16 protein-coding genes are annotated in these 13,900 nt (G+C 69.2%); 5 read left to right on the top strand and 11 right to left on the bottom strand.

Features of this window, described 5'->3' with window-relative positions:
* Positions 1–9: 9 nt before the first annotated feature.
* The 4 genes from ACT6S0_RS07435 to ACT6S0_RS07450 form a co-directional block, all read right to left on the bottom strand.
* Positions 10–1,383, bottom strand: a complete 1,374-nt coding sequence (locus tag ACT6S0_RS07435) for a DUF1501 domain-containing protein (protein WP_444763259.1) — start codon at positions 1,381–1,383, stop codon at positions 10–12.
* A gap of 7 nt (positions 1,384–1,390) precedes the next feature.
* Positions 1,391–3,037, bottom strand: a complete 1,647-nt coding sequence (locus ACT6S0_RS07440; RefSeq protein ID WP_444763260.1) for a DUF1800 domain-containing protein — start codon at positions 3,035–3,037, stop codon at positions 1,391–1,393.
* A 195-nt stretch (positions 3,038–3,232) separates the two neighbouring features.
* Positions 3,233–3,871, bottom strand: coding sequence for a 3-oxoacid CoA-transferase subunit B (locus ACT6S0_RS07445; RefSeq protein WP_444763261.1), 639 nt, complete (start codon positions 3,869–3,871; stop codon positions 3,233–3,235).
* Position 3,872: 1 nt separating this feature from the next.
* Positions 3,873–4,580 (bottom strand): CoA transferase subunit A, encoded by a 708-nt coding sequence (locus tag ACT6S0_RS07450; RefSeq protein ID WP_444763262.1) that lies wholly within the window; start codon positions 4,578–4,580, stop codon positions 3,873–3,875.
* 108 nt (positions 4,581–4,688) lie between these two features.
* On the opposite strand from ACT6S0_RS07450, the gene ACT6S0_RS07455 reads away from it, so the two are divergent.
* Genes ACT6S0_RS07455 through ACT6S0_RS07470 form a run of 4 tightly spaced genes read left to right on the top strand, consistent with a single transcriptional unit; the run spans position 4,689 to position 8,525 of the window.
* Positions 4,689–5,927: a hypothetical protein gene (locus tag ACT6S0_RS07455; RefSeq protein WP_444763263.1), complete on the top strand. Its 1,239-nt coding sequence runs from the start codon at positions 4,689–4,691 to the stop codon at positions 5,925–5,927.
* Positions 5,928–5,932: 5 nt separating this feature from the next.
* A complete protein-coding gene (locus ACT6S0_RS07460; RefSeq protein WP_444763264.1) occupies positions 5,933–7,030 on the top strand; it encodes a substrate-binding periplasmic protein in 1,098 nt (365 codons plus the stop codon).
* A complete protein-coding gene (locus tag ACT6S0_RS07465) occupies positions 7,027–7,575 on the top strand; it encodes a LuxR C-terminal-related transcriptional regulator (protein WP_444763265.1) in 549 nt (182 codons plus the stop codon). Before ACT6S0_RS07460 ends, ACT6S0_RS07465 begins: the two co-directional genes overlap by 4 nt.
* Positions 7,572–8,525 carry a DUF3667 domain-containing protein gene (locus ACT6S0_RS07470; RefSeq protein WP_444763266.1) on the top strand — a complete coding sequence of 318 codons (954 nt, stop codon included), beginning with the start codon at positions 7,572–7,574 and terminating at the stop codon, positions 8,523–8,525. The genes ACT6S0_RS07465 and ACT6S0_RS07470 overlap by 4 nt, the downstream gene beginning before the upstream one ends.
* Here the strand turns inward: ACT6S0_RS07470 and ACT6S0_RS07475 are convergent, their stop codons facing one another.
* From ACT6S0_RS07475 to ACT6S0_RS07500, 6 genes are read right to left on the bottom strand one after another with little or no spacing between them, the layout of a single operon-like run.
* Positions 8,526–9,368, bottom strand: a complete 843-nt coding sequence (locus tag ACT6S0_RS07475) for a 2OG-Fe(II) oxygenase (protein WP_444763267.1) — start codon at positions 9,366–9,368, stop codon at positions 8,526–8,528.
* Positions 9,365–10,150 carry a peroxide stress protein YaaA gene (yaaA, locus tag ACT6S0_RS07480; protein WP_444763268.1) on the bottom strand — a complete coding sequence of 262 codons (786 nt, stop codon included), beginning with the start codon at positions 10,148–10,150 and terminating at the stop codon, positions 9,365–9,367. Before yaaA ends, ACT6S0_RS07475 begins: the two co-directional genes overlap by 4 nt.
* A gap of 27 nt (positions 10,151–10,177) precedes the next feature.
* Positions 10,178–10,828: a DUF599 domain-containing protein gene (locus ACT6S0_RS07485; RefSeq protein ID WP_444763269.1), complete on the bottom strand. Its 651-nt coding sequence runs from the start codon at positions 10,826–10,828 to the stop codon at positions 10,178–10,180.
* Positions 10,825–11,253 carry a DUF6691 family protein gene (locus ACT6S0_RS07490; RefSeq protein WP_444763270.1) on the bottom strand — a complete coding sequence of 143 codons (429 nt, stop codon included), beginning with the start codon at positions 11,251–11,253 and terminating at the stop codon, positions 10,825–10,827. Before ACT6S0_RS07490 ends, ACT6S0_RS07485 begins: the two co-directional genes overlap by 4 nt.
* A gap of 9 nt (positions 11,254–11,262) precedes the next feature.
* On the bottom strand, positions 11,263–11,697 hold the full coding sequence (locus ACT6S0_RS07495) for a YeeE/YedE family protein (RefSeq protein ID WP_444763271.1): 435 nt from the start codon (positions 11,695–11,697) through the stop codon (positions 11,263–11,265).
* 2 nt (positions 11,698–11,699) lie between these two features.
* Positions 11,700–12,014 (bottom strand): metalloregulator ArsR/SmtB family transcription factor, encoded by a 315-nt coding sequence (locus tag ACT6S0_RS07500; RefSeq protein ID WP_444763272.1) that lies wholly within the window; start codon positions 12,012–12,014, stop codon positions 11,700–11,702.
* Between the two features lie 75 nt (positions 12,015–12,089).
* Here ACT6S0_RS07500 and ACT6S0_RS07505 point away from each other — a divergent pair, with 75 nt between their 5' ends.
* Positions 12,090–12,971, top strand: coding sequence for an MBL fold metallo-hydrolase (locus ACT6S0_RS07505; RefSeq protein ID WP_444763273.1), 882 nt, complete (start codon positions 12,090–12,092; stop codon positions 12,969–12,971).
* Here the strand turns inward: ACT6S0_RS07505 and yedA are convergent.
* The gene (gene yedA, locus ACT6S0_RS07510; RefSeq protein ID WP_444763274.1) at positions 12,943–13,848 is read right to left on the bottom strand and encodes a drug/metabolite exporter YedA; all 906 of its coding nucleotides are present in this window, start codon (positions 13,846–13,848) and stop codon (positions 12,943–12,945) included. The two genes, ACT6S0_RS07505 and yedA, sit on opposite strands and share 29 nt — an antisense overlap.
* Positions 13,849–13,900 lie beyond the last annotated feature (52 nt).

The raw sequence follows: 13,900 nt of genomic DNA on the forward strand, positions 1-13,900 counted from the left end.
GCCGCGCCGTCAGAAGTAGCCCAGGTCCTTCTGGCTGTAGTTGCCGATCTGCGGCAGCACCAGGGGTAAGTCGCTCGCGGGCACGCCCATCCAGGTCGCGAGCGTGGCGGCGAGTTGGTCCACCGACGTGGTGGGCAGCAGGCGGCCCTGGCCGACGTCGTCGGGGCCATTGACGCTGACCGACGGCAGCGCGCCGTAGAAGCGCCCACCCTTGACGGCGCCGCCCATGACGACATGGTGGCTGCCCCAGCCGTGGTCGCTGCCGTCGCCATTGCTGGTCAGCGTGCGGCCGAAGTCGCTGGCGGTGAAGGTGGTGACCTGATCGGCCACGCCGAGTTCGACGGTGGCCGCGTAGAAGCTGGCGAGCGCGTCGTTGACCTGGGCCATCAGCGCCGGGTGCTGGGTGGCGAGCTGATCATGCAGGTCGAAGCCGCCGATGGAGACGAAGTAGACCTGCCGCGCTGCCCCCAGGCTCTGGCGCGCCGCGACCAGCTTGGCCACCATGGCCAGCTGGCTGGACAGGCTGGTCGTCTCGAACACGGTGCCGAAGGCCGGCACGCCGGCCAGTGCGGCGCCCAGGGTGGCCTGTGCGTCGACCGAGCGCTTGACGACACGGGTCAGCTCGGCCTCCATCCAGTGCGTACGCTCGGCCGTGATCAGCGAGCGCAGGGCGGCCGAGCAGGCCTGCGAGCCGTACAGCGGCCGGGTGATGCCGTTGATGGGCACGGCGCCGCTGGTCGACACCTGGTATTGCACGGCCTGCTTGCCGGCCATGTAGACGGCGTTGCCCGACACATTGATGCAGGTGAAGGTGGACGTGTCGTTGCCGCCCATGAAGAGGTCACCCAGCCGGCCGCCCCAGCCGGAGGTGGCGCCCTCGGGGGAGCTGGCCTGCCAGACGGACTGCTGGTCGTTGTGCGAGAACAGCTTGGGCGGCAGCGGCACGCTTTTGGCCTTGTACTGGGCCAGCGTGGTGGGCTGCACCAGCGTGCCGACGTTGAGCTGCACGGCCAGCTTGCCGGCGTCCCACAGGCCCTTGAGCTTGCCCAGCTGCGGCGCCAGCGCCATTTGCCGGCCGCCGACGATCTCGGACAGTGCGGTGGAGGCCAGTGCCTCACGCGGTATTGCCAGCGCCTGGCGAATGCCGGCATAGGCGGCGTGGCTGGCGGCGTCGAACGGCACCAGCGTGTTGCCGTGATCGTTGCCGCCGTACAGGAAGACGCAGACCAGCGCCTTGTAGTCGCCCGGGGTGGTGGCCGCAGCGGCCTCGCCGATGCCGGCCAGCGACAGCGCCCACGGGGCGGCGGTGCCGGCGACGCCGAGGGCGGAGGCGCGGCGCAGGAACTCGCGGCGCTGCAGCTGAGGAAGTTTGTTGAGCTTCATGCCGGCCTCATTTCTGCACGAGATAGTCGGGGCAGGCCATCAGCATCAGGATGCCGGCCTGCACGCGGTTGAGCTTGCCGGCGTCGGTACCGGCGTTGATGGTGGCGATGGCCGTGGCGATGGTCGATTCGGTCGCCGCCGAGATGCCGCCCCCGCCCAGCCGCAGCGCGAGATGACTCACCAGTGCCGGCGCGTCGGTCGCCATCGCCAGCTCGGCGGCGTAGCTGGCCTTGACCTCGCCGATGCCGCTGGCGATGGCCGTCTGCAGGAAATTGAGATAACCCGCGGCCGTGCTCTCGTTGCAGAGCTGGAACTCGGGCGCCGTGACGCCGTTGCTGCCCAAGGTGGAGCCTGGCGGTACATAGCCGGGGCGGAAGAAATTGAACACCGACGGGCTGCGCAGCGGGCTCTGGCCCAGGCGCGTGGCGGGATTGGTGGTGTCGCCGATGTTCCAGGCGCCAGTGGGCGACGCGGCGCCGAAGGAGCGCGCCCATTGCAGCAGGCGCTGCACGGGCTCGCGCAGCTTGCCGCTGGCGGGTGCGCTGGACGGGGTGCGCGCCTCGCTGTCCAGCAGCACGGCGCGGACGACGGCCTTGAGGTCACCGCGCACCCCCGGGCCGTTGTTGGCCCAGACGGCCGCCACGCGCGCCACATAGGCAGGGCTGGGATGCGACGCCACCAGCCGCTGGATCAGCTGCCGGCCGATGAAGGGGCCGACGTTGGGGTGGTCGGCCAGCGTGTCCAGCGCCGTCTTCATCGCCGCGGCGCCGTCGGCGCTGGACGGGATGTCGACGTCGAGCACGCGCTTGACGCCGGTGGCGAAGCGGGCCGGGTTGTTGACCATGGGCCGTCTCACATAGGCCGGGTCGGTGGCGCTCGCGCCGTCGTAGTCCCAGCCGGTGAAGACACGCGCCAGTTCGGTGATCTGCGCCTGCGTATAGGTCTCCAGCACCTTGCCGTCGCTGCCCAGCTTGGCGCTTCCATCGGCATTGAGCTGCATCAGGCCGATGCTGAACAGCTGCATCACCTCGCGGGCGTAGTTCTCGTCGGGCACGCGGCCGGTGCGCGTGTCTTCCTTCTGGTTGCCGCGCATGTTGAGGTAGACGCCCATGCCGGGCGACAACGTGACGGCTTGCAGCAGCTCGCGGTAGTTGCCAAAGGCGTGCTGCTCCAGCAGATCGACATAGGCCGCGCCCATCAGGCCGCGCCACTGCACCGGCAGGCCGATCATGGAGATCACGAAGATTTCCGACAGGGCCAGCACGACGCGCTGGCGCAGCGTGTCGGGGGCCGACATCAGCTTGCGCCACAGCGTGTTGTCCAGGCCCGCGAAGCTGTTGCGGTTGGCCTCGACCGCGTAGCCGCGCTCTACCATCCAATCGAAATGACCCGCGCTGACGGGTAGCGCAAACTGCGCGTCCAGCCAGGCGGCATAACCGCCTGCCTTGACGGTGGCGATGTCGGCCGGCAGCGCCGCAAAGCCGGCCTGTGCCAGAAAGCGTGCCGCCTCGGCATCCGTGGGCGGCGCAGGTGGTGGTGGCGGGGCTGGCGCGGCCGCCGGGCCTGAACCCGGCCCAGCGTCACTGCCACCGCCGCCTCCACCGCAGGCGCTCAGCAGCGCGGCGCCGGCGAGCGCGGCAGCGGCTGGGGCCAACGACGGCAGGGTTTCGTCAGCGGCGGCGGGGGCGTCTGGGCGGTCTGGGCGGTCTGGGCGGTCTGGGCGGTCTGGCATTGGGCATCCGGGAGGTGGCGGCCCGGATGATCTCCAAGCCTGCGCTCCGCGGCGCACCGGTCACGCCAGCGCCGTGACAAATGCCCCAGCGCTTACCAGCAGAAACGAATCACAAAGTTAAAGCAGCGGCACCCCGGTCTTGCCCTGCGCGAACTCGCGCGTCACGCCCTCGGCCAGCTCGACGAGCTTGATGCCTTCGGGCACCACGTCGAAGACGCCGAGGTCCGTGATGATGCGGTCGACGACACCCACGCCCGTCAGCGGCAGCGTGCAGCTGGGGATGATCTTGAGGTCCTCGCTGCCGTCCTTCTTCTTCGCGACATGCTCCATCAGCACGATGACGCGCTTGACGCCGGCGACCAGGTCCATCGCGCCGCCCATGCCCTTGACCATCTTGCCGGGGATCATCCAGTTGGCCAGGTCGCCCTTGCCGCTGACCTGCATGGCGCCGAGGATGCTGAGGTTGATCTTGCCGGCGCGGATCATCGAGAAGCTGTCGTGGCTGCCGAAGATGCTGCTGCCGGGCAGCGTGGTGACCGTCTGCTTGCCGGCATTGATGAGGTCGGCATCGACCTCGTCCTCGGTCGGGAAGGGGCCGATGCCGAGCATGCCGTTCTCGCTCTGCAGCCAGACTTCCTTGTCGGCCGGCACATGGTTGGCCACCAGCGTCGGGATGCCGATGCCGAGGTTGACGTAGAAGCCGTCTTCGAGCTCCTTGGCCGCGCGCGCGGCCATCTGGTCTTGGGTCCAGGCCATCTCAAGCCTCCTTCTTCGGGGAGAGCGTCATCTTCTCGATGCGCTTCTCGGGGTTGGCGTTGACGACGATGCGGTGGACATAGATGCCCGGCAGGTGCACGTCGTCAGGGTCGATGTCGCCGGTCTCGACGAGCTGCTCGACCTCGACGACCGTCAGCTTGCCCGCCGTGGCCGCGGCCGGGTTGAAGTTGCGCGCGGTGCGGCGGAACACCAGATTGCCGCTCTTGTCGGCCTTGTAGGCCTTGACCAGCGCCACGTCGGGCACCAGCGCCTTTTCCAGGATGTAGGTCTCGCCGCCGAACTCGCGCGCCTCTTTGCCCTCGGCGATCAGCGTGCCGACGCCGGTGCGCACGAAAAAGGCCGGGATGCCGGCGCCACCGGCGCGCAGCTTCTCGGCCAGGGTGCCCTGGGGTGTGAACTCCAGCTCCAGCTCGCCCGCCAGGTACTGGCGCTCGAACTCCTTGTTCTCGCCGACATAGCTGGAGATCATCTTCCTGATCTGACGCGTCGCCAGCAACTGGCCGAGGCCGAAGCCGTCGACGCCGGCGTTGTTGGAGATGACGGTCAGGTCCTTGACGCCACTGTCGCGCAGCGCAGCGATCAGCGCCTCGGGGATGCCGCACAGGCCAAAGCCACCCACGGCGAGCATCTGCCCGTCCTTGACGACACCGCGAAGCGCTTCTTCGGCGCTCGGGTACACCTTGTTCATGCCAATGTCTCCATCAAAGCTTCGGGAAGACACGCAGCGTATCCGCGCGGACCTACGTATGGGCTTACGTAGAATCGCCTAATCGATTCATACGCAGAAAGCCTCGGCATGTCGGCATGGCGACCCTTCTTGGCGAGTTGCCTGCTATCGATCAGCACCGCCTTCACCGCGGCGGCGGCAGACGACCTGGAGCTGAGCGGCTTCGGCACGCTGTCGGCCTACCGCGGCGACGACCCGACGGTGGCCGTGCGGCCGCGCCGCTTCGTCGTCGAATCGTCCAGCGACGGGCAATGGCGCTGGGATGGCGACTCGGTGCTCGGCGTGCAGGCGCGCTGGCAGTTGAGCGACTCGGTGCAGGCGATCTGGCAACTGCAGGCCGCCGATGAGATCGACCGCCGTTACCGCCCGCGCACCGAATGGCTATTCCTGGGCTGGACGCTGTCGCCGGCCTGGTCGCTGCGGGTCGGCCGCCAGCCGCTGCCGCTGCAGCAGCATTCCGAGGCACGCAACGTCGGGCTGGCGCGGGTCACCGTCAGGCCGGTTGCAACCGTCTATGAACTGATCTCCAACACGCCCGTCGACGGCGCCACGCTGAGCTGGAACGCCGACGTGGGCGGCGGCAGCCTGATGGTGGACCTGGCCTGGGGCCGCTTCGACATCCGCAGCAACTCGGGCCGCGCTGTGGGGCGCAGCCTGGGCAGCATCGCCGCGCGCTGGCAGTACGGGCCGGCCACGTTGCGCGCCGGTCTCTCGCGCGGCAGCCTGGACCTCCTGAACTCGTCCCTCGAAGCCCTGGGCGCCTCGCTGCGCCAGCCCGGCGGCCCCTGCCTGAACTGCGATGCGGTGTTCGGCGCCCGCTTGAAGACGCAGGACATCGGCGTGGACCGCATCACCTTCGGCCAGACCTGGGCCTGGGGACCGTGGGCGCTGGACATGGAGTTCCTGCGCCGCAACAGCAATTCGGTCGTCACGGCAGCGGCCGACGGCTGGTACGCATTGCTGTCGCGTCGCCATGGCCGGTTGACGCCCTTCGTGGCCATCGGCGCGACCCGCTACCGCGAAGCACCGCTGGGCCTGCAGGTGGCGGCCGGCACACCGCCCGGCGTGGCCGCGAGCATCACGGCCCTCGACCAGCGCCTGCAGTCGCGGCAGGACCGGCAGATCGCCCTGGCCGGCCTGCGCTGGGACCTGCACGAGCGCGCGGCGTTCAAGTTGCAATACGAACGCTGGCGCTCCACGCGCGACACCCAGACGCCTCGCAACGACGAGATCCTGCTGGCCGAGGACAGTGGCGGCTGGGACGGCCGCGCCAGCCTGCTCAGCCTCAGCCTGGACTTCGTGTTCTGAACCCCATGTCACGCCTTGCCTTCATCGTCCCCGCCGCATTCGTGTGCCTGGCCGGCGCGCTGCCGGCCGCGGCCCAGGAGAAGCCCACGCTGCGGGTGGCCGTCTCGCAGTCGCTGAGCCCGCCCTTCGTCATCTGGCGCGATGCCCAGCCGGTGGGCGGTTTCGACGTGGACCTGGTGCGCGCCATCGCGCAGCAATTGCGCCTCGATGTGGAACTGCTGCCGCTGCCGCGCCCGCGTGTCGAGGCGGCGCTGGCCAGCGGCGACGCCGACCTGGCCTGCAACATCACGCCGGCGCGGCGCGACGCCGCCCTGCCCGGCCCGGTGCTGTTCGAGACCCAGGACCTGCTGCTGGGCCACGAGGCCACCATGGCGCCCGACAGCCCGGAGCAGCTCCCGCCGGGCAGCGCCGTTGGCACGGCGCAGGGCCAGGCCCATGCCAGGCTGGAGCCGCTGTTCACGGACGGCCGGCTCAAGCGCGACGAAGCGCAAAGTGACGAGAAGCTGCTGCGCAAGCTGGCGCTGAACCGCCACCCCTACGGCGTCAGCAGCCAGCCGGTGGTGAGCTGGTACACCAGCACCGAGCCCATCGACGGGCTGGCGCCGTGGCGGCTGCAGCTGGGCAGCCGGCCCTACCGGTGCCTGGTGTCGGCGCGCGGCCGCGTGGAGGCGCGCCAACTGATCGCTGCCATCGAGCAGCTGCAGGACCGCGGCCGCGTGCAGCAGTTGCTGGCTGGCCATGTCAGCGCGCCGATGGCCGTCGTCGTGTCGATCAGCAGCCCTCTGCGCGGCATCACGCGGCAGACGCTGACGGAGATCTTCCTCGGACAACGCATCCGCCTGCGCGACGGCAGCGCGCCCGAACCGGTGATGACCAATGCCGCCGCCGAGCGCGAGCAGTTCTTCAACACCGTGCTGCGCCGCCCCGCCGCCGAATACCGCAGCGCCTGGGCGGCCCAGCAGTTCGGCGGCCGCCGACGCGCGCCGCCGGAGCTGGCCGGTGCCGAGGCCATCAAGTCGCATCTGCAGCGCCATGCCGGCGCCATCGGCTATCTGCCGCTGTCGCTGGTCGATGCGTCGCTGCGCATCGTTTTCCTGCCATGACGGCGTTGCTCGACTACCAGCTGGCCTTCGACCTGGCGCCCATCGGGCTGATCCTGTCAGAGCAGCGCATCGTGCGTGACTGCAACCAGCAGGTGTTGGCCATCTTCGGCGCGCGGCGCGAGCAGCTCGTCGGCCACAGCTTCGAGCAGCTCTACCCGTCGCACGACGAGTTCCAGCGCACCGGCGACCGCATCGTCGCCAGCCTCGACGCACGCGGCTGCTATGGCGACGACCGCGTCATGAAGCGCTGCGACGGCAGCCTGTTCTGGTGCCATGTGATGGGCCGCGCGCTGGACCCGCGCGACCCGCATGCGCGCGGCATCTGGAGCTTCGAGGACCTGTCGGCGCGCCGCGGCCTCACCGCCGAGCTGACGCCACGCGAGCGCGAGATCGCCGCCCTGCTGATCGACGGCCTGACCAGCAAGCTGATCGGCCGGCGGCTGGGCATCAGCCACCGCACGGTGGATGTCTACCGGGCGCGGCTGATGAAGAAATACAAGGCGTCCAGCACGCCCGAGCTGATCCACAAACTGCTTTCCGCATGAGTCATTCGCACGCCCCGGCGCTGCCCTACTGCCGCAACTGCCACTTCACGCTCGCCACGCCGCGCCCCGCCTACTGCGGACATTGCGGGCAGGAGACCGACCTGCATCCACCGTCAGTGCGCGAGATGTTGACCGAGTACCTGGGCCACTTCGTCGCCTTCGACGGCCCGCTGTGGCGCACGCTGTGGGCACTCGTCTTCCTGCCGGGTCATCTGACCAACGCCTACTTTCATGGCCGGCGCCGGCGCTATGTACTGCCGCTGCGGGTTTACTTGAGCGCCAGCTTCATCTTCTTCATCGGCCTGGCGCTGCTGCCGCAAGGCCCGACCCAGGTCATCGAGGTTGACGCGCCCGCCGTCGGCGAGGCGGGGGAAGCGGCGAAGGTGGCGACGGTGCGGGTCAGGCCCGACATGACGCCAGCCGAAGCGGCCCCCCAAGCCAAGGCCATCGTGAACGGCGCCAGCGCGCCGGCCGGCATCTCGGTCAGCTCCAAGTTCGGCGATTGCGACCTGGAGCGCCCCGAGACCTGCAGCGCCTTCGAGCGCTGGCTGACCCGGCTCGCCAACAAGGGCGAGTCGATCACCTTCGAGCAGTGGAAGTCGCGCGCCCGCAACCTGGCACCCTACGCCATGCTGGCCATGCAGCCGATCTTTGCGGCGCTGTTGCTGCTGATGTTTGCCGGCAGCGGGCGGCGCTATGCCGAGCACTTCGTGTTCTCGCTGCACAGCCACAGCTTGTGGTTTCTGACCTTGCTGCTGGCCATCGCCAGCGGGCTGGAGGCCGTGCTGATCTTCGCCACCTTCGGCCACGGCCTGCTCGCGCTGCAGCGCGTCTACGGCCTGGGCTGGTGGGGCGCGCTCTGGCGCGGTGTGCTGCTCAGCGCCCTGTACATGCTGCTGCTGTTCAGCGTCGCGATGACTTTTGTAGGCGTCATCGCCGCCATGGGGTGATCAGGTGAAGACGCCCTGGCGCAGCCACTTCGTCGCCACCCACTTCTCCCCCTCGATGACGGGCGCGCCGCCATGCAGGGTCTGCGTGGCCGGGTGGGGCCGGTCGTAGCTGAAGAAGACGGCATTGCCCTTGACGGGAGCCACGTCCAGGCCGATGTCCGGGAAGATGGTCGCGCCGCCGGCTGCGGGCGTGTTCAGGTAGATGACGAGCGTGGCCACGCGCTGGCCGCCACGCTTGAGGATGGCTGGCGTGCTGACGTGGCCGGGGTCGAAATAGTCGTAGTGCGGCTGGTACTCGGCGCCGGGGCGGTAGCGCAGCACCTGCAGGCCCTCGCCATGGTCCAGCGGCCAGCGCAGCAGCGTCGCGATGCGCGCCTCGATGGTGCGGATCAGCTCGGTCTCGCAGCGCTCGAAGAACATGCCGTCGCTGGTGCGCGCGGCATTCACCTCGCTGCCCTCGCTGCCGGTCGCCACGGTCTCGGAGCGCGCCAGGCGCTTGCCCGCCAGGCTGGTGATGCCATCGCACTCCTCGCCGGACAGCAGGTCGCCGAAGACGATCACGCGTGGCTGGCGCAGTGCCATCAGCACCTTGACGTGGCGGTCACCGGCGTCGATGACGGGCGTGAAGCGGCTCATCTCCGGCTCGGGCAGGCCGACCGTCGCACCCGGCGGCGGCGTCAGCGTGGCGGACTGGCCCAAGGTGCGGGCGAGCGCCTGGCGCGCGACGGTCTCGTCCCAGCCGCTGCCGAGCATGGCGGCCAGCACGCTTTCAGAAGCATGGCCAGCGCGGGTCTGCTCGGCGATCCATTCACAGAGTTCGGGCGTGATGACTTGCTGGCTCATGGGGCGGCTTTGCGGCGGAAGACAAGACGTTCGTTGGACGAAACCTCGGGCGCGAGACGATAGCCGTCCAGGTCGAAGCCCTTCAAGCCCTCGGGCGTTTCCAGACGATTCTGGATCGCATACCGGGCCATCAACCCGCGGGCGCGCTTGGCGAAGAAGCTGATGATCTTGTAGTCGCCGTTCTTCCAGTCCTCGAACTGGCAGTCGACGACCCGTGGCTTCAAGACCTTGCGGTCGGCCGCGCGGAAGTACTCCTGGGAGGCCAGGTTGACGATCACGGGCGCCTTCTCCGCATGCGCGAGCCTGTTCAGGTGCAGGGCCAGCCGGTCGCCCCACCAGTCATAGAGGCTGGACCCGGCGCTGGTTTGCAGCCGCGTGCCCATCTCCAGCCGGTAGGGCTGCATGCGGTCCAGCGGCCGCAGGATGCCGTACAGGCCGGACAACATGCGCACATGCTGTTGAGCCCAGGCAAGGTCGTCGGCCGACAGCGTGCGGGCGTCCAGGCCGTCGTAGACGTCGCCGTTGAAGGCCAGCACCGCGGGCTTGCTGTTGTGCCCGGTGAAGCGCGGGCGCCAGGCTTGGTAACGGTCGACGTTGAGCTGGGCCAGGGGCTCGGACAGGTCCATCAGCGCGCGCACGTCGGCCACGCTCTGGGTGCGCAGCACGTCGATCAATGCGGCCGTGTCGGCCAGGAACTGCGGGCGGGTCAGCATCGGTGCCAGTTCCGACGGCGTCGGCGTGTCGTAGTCGAGCGACTTGGCGGGGGAAAGCAGGAACAGCATGGGCGCGGATTTTGAAGCCTCTTTGCGTCAGGCCTCCGCACCCTCGTCGCTGAAGCGGTCCAGCGAGTACAGCGCCGCCGCCACGAGCAGCGCCGCCACCGGGCCCGAGGCCGGCACCAGCATGGCCGACACGACCGGCACGACCAGCACCAGCTGGCGCAGGCCCACGCCGTAAAGCACGCCAGCCCGGCGGACATAGCGCACGCCGGCCGCAGTCCATCGCGCACGCGCCTGCGATTCGACCGGCATGCCGCCTATGAACCCGGCGTGGTTGTAGAAGCGCACCGCCATCACGGTCGACACCAGCGAGGCGAATAGCAGCGCCAGCAACGCCAGCTCCAGCACGAGACGCGGGCTGAGGCTGACGAGGCCTTGCGCCGCAGCCAGGCTGTCATGCAGCGGGGTTGCAGCGAGGGTGACCGTGCCCATCAGCGCCAGCGCGGCCGTGGAGGCCAGCATGGTGGCCGACATCAAGGAGTTGCGCAGCGTCTGCACCGCCAGCACCTCCGAGCCCCTGTGCGCGGACACGACGCGGAACCATTCCTCGCGCAGCGCGGCATGGCGGGCCGAGGCCAGCCGTTGCGGCCGCCACCGTCGCAGCGACACCAGCAAGACCTCGTACAGCGCGATCACCGCCAACGTCGCGCCGACACTGAGCCAGGTCCAGCCCGTGCTCATCGCGCCGGCCCGGCCCTGCGCCGCTCGAGCAGCTCGAACAGACCCATCCCCGCCAGCATGGCGGCGACGAACACCACGGCCTTGATCTCCCCCATGCCCAGCGCCACCAGCGCCGGCCCCGGGCAGAAGCCGGCCAGCCCCCAGCCGGCGCCGAACATCAGGCTGCCACCGACCAGCCGGCCATTGATGGGGCTGGCAGCCGGCAGCTTGAAGGCCAGGCCCAGCAGCGTCGTGTCCCGCCGCTTGACGGCCGCGAAGGCAACCAGACCCACGGCGATGGCGCCGGCCATGACCAGGGCCAGCGACGGGTCCCACGGGCCGACCAGGTCGAGGAAGGCCAGCACCTTGGCCGGGTCGGCCATGCCCGACAGGATGAGGCCGAGGCCGAACACCAGGCCGGCCAGGAGGGAGGTGAGGATGGGCATGAAGTTTCCTCAAGCGACGACGACGTGGCGCAACACGAAGACGGTGACGAAGCCCGCGCCCATGAAGGTCAAGGTGGCGACCAGCGAGCGCGGCGACAGTCGCGACAGGCCGCAGACCCCGTGGCCGCTGGTACAGCCTGAGCCGTAGCGCGTGCCCACGCCCACCAGCAGCCCGGCCAGCACCAGCACGGCCCAGCCCGCGTCGATGCGCGGCATGGGCAAGGCCGTGAACAACACGTAGACCCACGGCGCGATGACGATCCCGACGATGAAGGCGACCCGCCAGCCCAGGTCGCCCCGGACCGGCCTCAGCAGCCCGCCCAGCACGCCGCTGATGCCGGCGATGCGACCGTTAAGCAGCACGAACAGCGCCGCTGAAAGGCCGATCAGCGCGCCGCCCGCCAGCGAGGCCACGGGGGTGAATGCGTCCCAGTCGACGGTCATGGTCATTCCTTCGGGCAGTAGATGTCGTAGAGCGCCACAAGCACCTGGAGCAGCCTCGCGTCAGCGACGCTGTAGAAAATGCGCTTGCCGTCACGGCGGGTGTCCACGACGCCCTCACCGCGCAACACGCCGAGCTGTTGCGACAAGGTGGGCTGGCGGATGCCGAGCGCCGCCTCCAGATCGCCGACGGACATCTCGCCCTGCGACAGTTGGCACAGCAGCAGCAGGCGTTCTTCGTTGGCCAGCACCTTCAAGGCGCCGACCGCCTGGCCGGCTGCCTTGCGCAGAACGTCGGGGTCGATGACGGCAGTGGGCATGTGTCGCTCCTCAATTTGACTTCACTATATTGCTTAATATAATGTCAGTCAACATACTGTTTAGAAGGGTCCCACATGGCCACCGGCACCACCGTCCAGGCCTTCTTCGATGACGCAACCGGCACCGTCTCCTACGTCATCGTCGACAACGCCAGCAAACGGGCGGCCATCGTCGATCCCGTGCTGGACTTCGACTTCAAGTCGGGCCGGACAGGCACCGCCCAGGCGGACAGGCTGCTCGCCTACGTCAGGGAGCAGGGCCTGCAAGTGCAGTGGATCCTGGAGACGCACGCCCATGCCGACCACCTGTCCAGCGCCCGCCACCTGCAGGCCCAGGTGGGTGGACGCATCGCCATCGGCGAGCACATCCGCGAGGTGCAGGCGACATTCAAGAAGCTCTACAACCTGGAGCGCAGCTTCCTGCCCGACGGCCGGCAGTTCGATCACCTGTTCAAGGACAACGAGGTTTTCAAGATCGGCGAGGTCGAGGCCCGCGCGCTGCTGGTGCCCGGGCACACGCCCGCCGACATGGCCTATGTCGTGGACGGCGCGGTGTTCGTGGGTGACACCCTCTTCATGCCGGACGTCGGCACGGCGCGGGCCGACTTCCCCGGTGGCGACGCGCACACGCTGTACCGCTCGGTGCACCGCATCCTGGCGCTGCCGCCCGAGACGCGCATGTACGTCTGCCATGACTACCCGCCCAACGACCGGCCGCCCGCCTGGGAAACGACAGTGGCGGCGCAGCGGGCCGGCAACATCCACGTGCGCGAGGGCGTGAGCGAGGCCGAGTTCGTCACGATGCGCAAGACGCGCGACGCCACGCTCGACGTGCCCACCCTCATCCTGCCGTCCATCCAGGTCAATATCCGCGCCGGCCAGTTGCCGGCCGCCGAGGGCAACGGCATCGCCTACCTGCGCATCCCCATCAATGCGCTGCCCTTGCGCGCCCCATGAGCCGCAGCACGACGCCCACGAGCACGACGCCCGCCGCCAGCCATTCATGGCCGCTGATGTGCTCGCCGGCCAGCGTGACGCCGAGCAGCATGGCGATGACAGGGTTGACGAAGGAATAGCTCGACGCCAGGCCCGCCGAGGCCTCCGCCAGCAGCACCATATAGGCGTTGAAGGCGATCAGCGAGCCGAACACGACGAGATAGGCCCAGGCCCACACCGCTTGCGGCTCGATGCGCTCGGGCAGGGTCTCGCCGTCGATGAGGCTCAGCGCCATCAACACGGCGCCACCGGCCAGCATCTCGCTGGCGAACCCCATCGCCCCGGGCGCCAGCGGCAGGTTGCGCTGCGACAGCACGCTGCCCACGGCCCAGCTCGCGCAGGCGACGCTGATGGCGACCAGGCCCGCGGGTGAGGCGCCAAAGCCCTGGCCCTGCGTCAGCAGCAGCACGCCGACCAGGCCGAAGGCGATGCCGAGCGACTCCATCCGCGTCGGCTTCTCACCCCACAGCAGGTTCAGGCCGGCAATCATCAGCGGCATCACGGCGATGAAGGCGACCACCAGACCGGACCCCACGGTCACCTCTGCGGTCGCCGTGCCGCCCATGCCGCCGCCCAGCATCAGCCCGCCGATGACCAGGGCGTGCAGCCATTGCCGGCGGTCGGGCCAGGGCGTGCCGCGCCAGCGCATCCAGCCGGCCAGCAGCACGCCCGCGACCAGGAAGCGGCTGCCCATCTGCAAGAAAGGCGGCAGGCTGACCAATGCCATCTTGATGGCCAGATAGGTGGAGCCCCAGACCAGCCAGGTGGCGGCCAGGCAGAGCATCAGCTTCGGGGCCAGTCCAGTGGACTTGAGCGGCAAGGTGGTTGTGGTTTGCATGGCCGGCATCGTAGGAATTCCAATGCCGACGCGACATGGCAGATTGAAGGTT

Origin of the sequence: Roseateles sp. (genome assembly GCF_052436255.1) — a bacterium.
Classification (GTDB): Bacteria; Pseudomonadota; Gammaproteobacteria; order Burkholderiales; family Burkholderiaceae_C; genus Pelomonas.

Bases quoted from the DNA above. Each gene is read 5' to 3' on its own strand.
- ACT6S0_RS07435 (WP_444763259.1), bottom strand. From the start codon at position 1,383: ATGAAGCTCAACAAACTTCCTCAGCTGCAGCGCCGCGAGTTCCTGCGC.
- ACT6S0_RS07445 (WP_444763261.1), bottom strand. From the start codon at position 3,871: ATGGCCTGGACCCAAGACCAGATGGCCGCGCGCGCGGCCAAGGAGCTC.
- ACT6S0_RS07450 (WP_444763262.1), bottom strand. From the start codon at position 4,580: ATGAACAAGGTGTACCCGAGCGCCGAAGAAGCGCTTCGCGGTGTCGTC.
- ACT6S0_RS07455 (WP_444763263.1), top strand. From the start codon at position 4,689: ATGTCGGCATGGCGACCCTTCTTGGCGAGTTGCCTGCTATCGATCAGC.
- ACT6S0_RS07460 (WP_444763264.1), top strand. From the start codon at position 5,933: ATGTCACGCCTTGCCTTCATCGTCCCCGCCGCATTCGTGTGCCTGGCC.
- ACT6S0_RS07465 (WP_444763265.1), top strand. From the start codon at position 7,027: ATGACGGCGTTGCTCGACTACCAGCTGGCCTTCGACCTGGCGCCCATC.
- ACT6S0_RS07470 (WP_444763266.1), top strand. From the start codon at position 7,572: ATGAGTCATTCGCACGCCCCGGCGCTGCCCTACTGCCGCAACTGCCAC.
- ACT6S0_RS07475 (WP_444763267.1), bottom strand. From the start codon at position 9,368: ATGAGCCAGCAAGTCATCACGCCCGAACTCTGTGAATGGATCGCCGAG.
- yaaA (WP_444763268.1), bottom strand. From the start codon at position 10,150: ATGCTGTTCCTGCTTTCCCCCGCCAAGTCGCTCGACTACGACACGCCG.
- ACT6S0_RS07485 (WP_444763269.1), bottom strand. From the start codon at position 10,828: ATGAGCACGGGCTGGACCTGGCTCAGTGTCGGCGCGACGTTGGCGGTG.
- ACT6S0_RS07490 (WP_444763270.1), bottom strand. From the start codon at position 11,253: ATGCCCATCCTCACCTCCCTCCTGGCCGGCCTGGTGTTCGGCCTCGGC.
- ACT6S0_RS07495 (WP_444763271.1), bottom strand. From the start codon at position 11,697: ATGACCGTCGACTGGGACGCATTCACCCCCGTGGCCTCGCTGGCGGGC.
- ACT6S0_RS07500 (WP_444763272.1), bottom strand. From the start codon at position 12,014: ATGCCCACTGCCGTCATCGACCCCGACGTTCTGCGCAAGGCAGCCGGC.
- ACT6S0_RS07505 (WP_444763273.1), top strand. From the start codon at position 12,090: ATGGCCACCGGCACCACCGTCCAGGCCTTCTTCGATGACGCAACCGGC.
- yedA (WP_444763274.1), bottom strand. From the start codon at position 13,848: ATGCAAACCACAACCACCTTGCCGCTCAAGTCCACTGGACTGGCCCCG.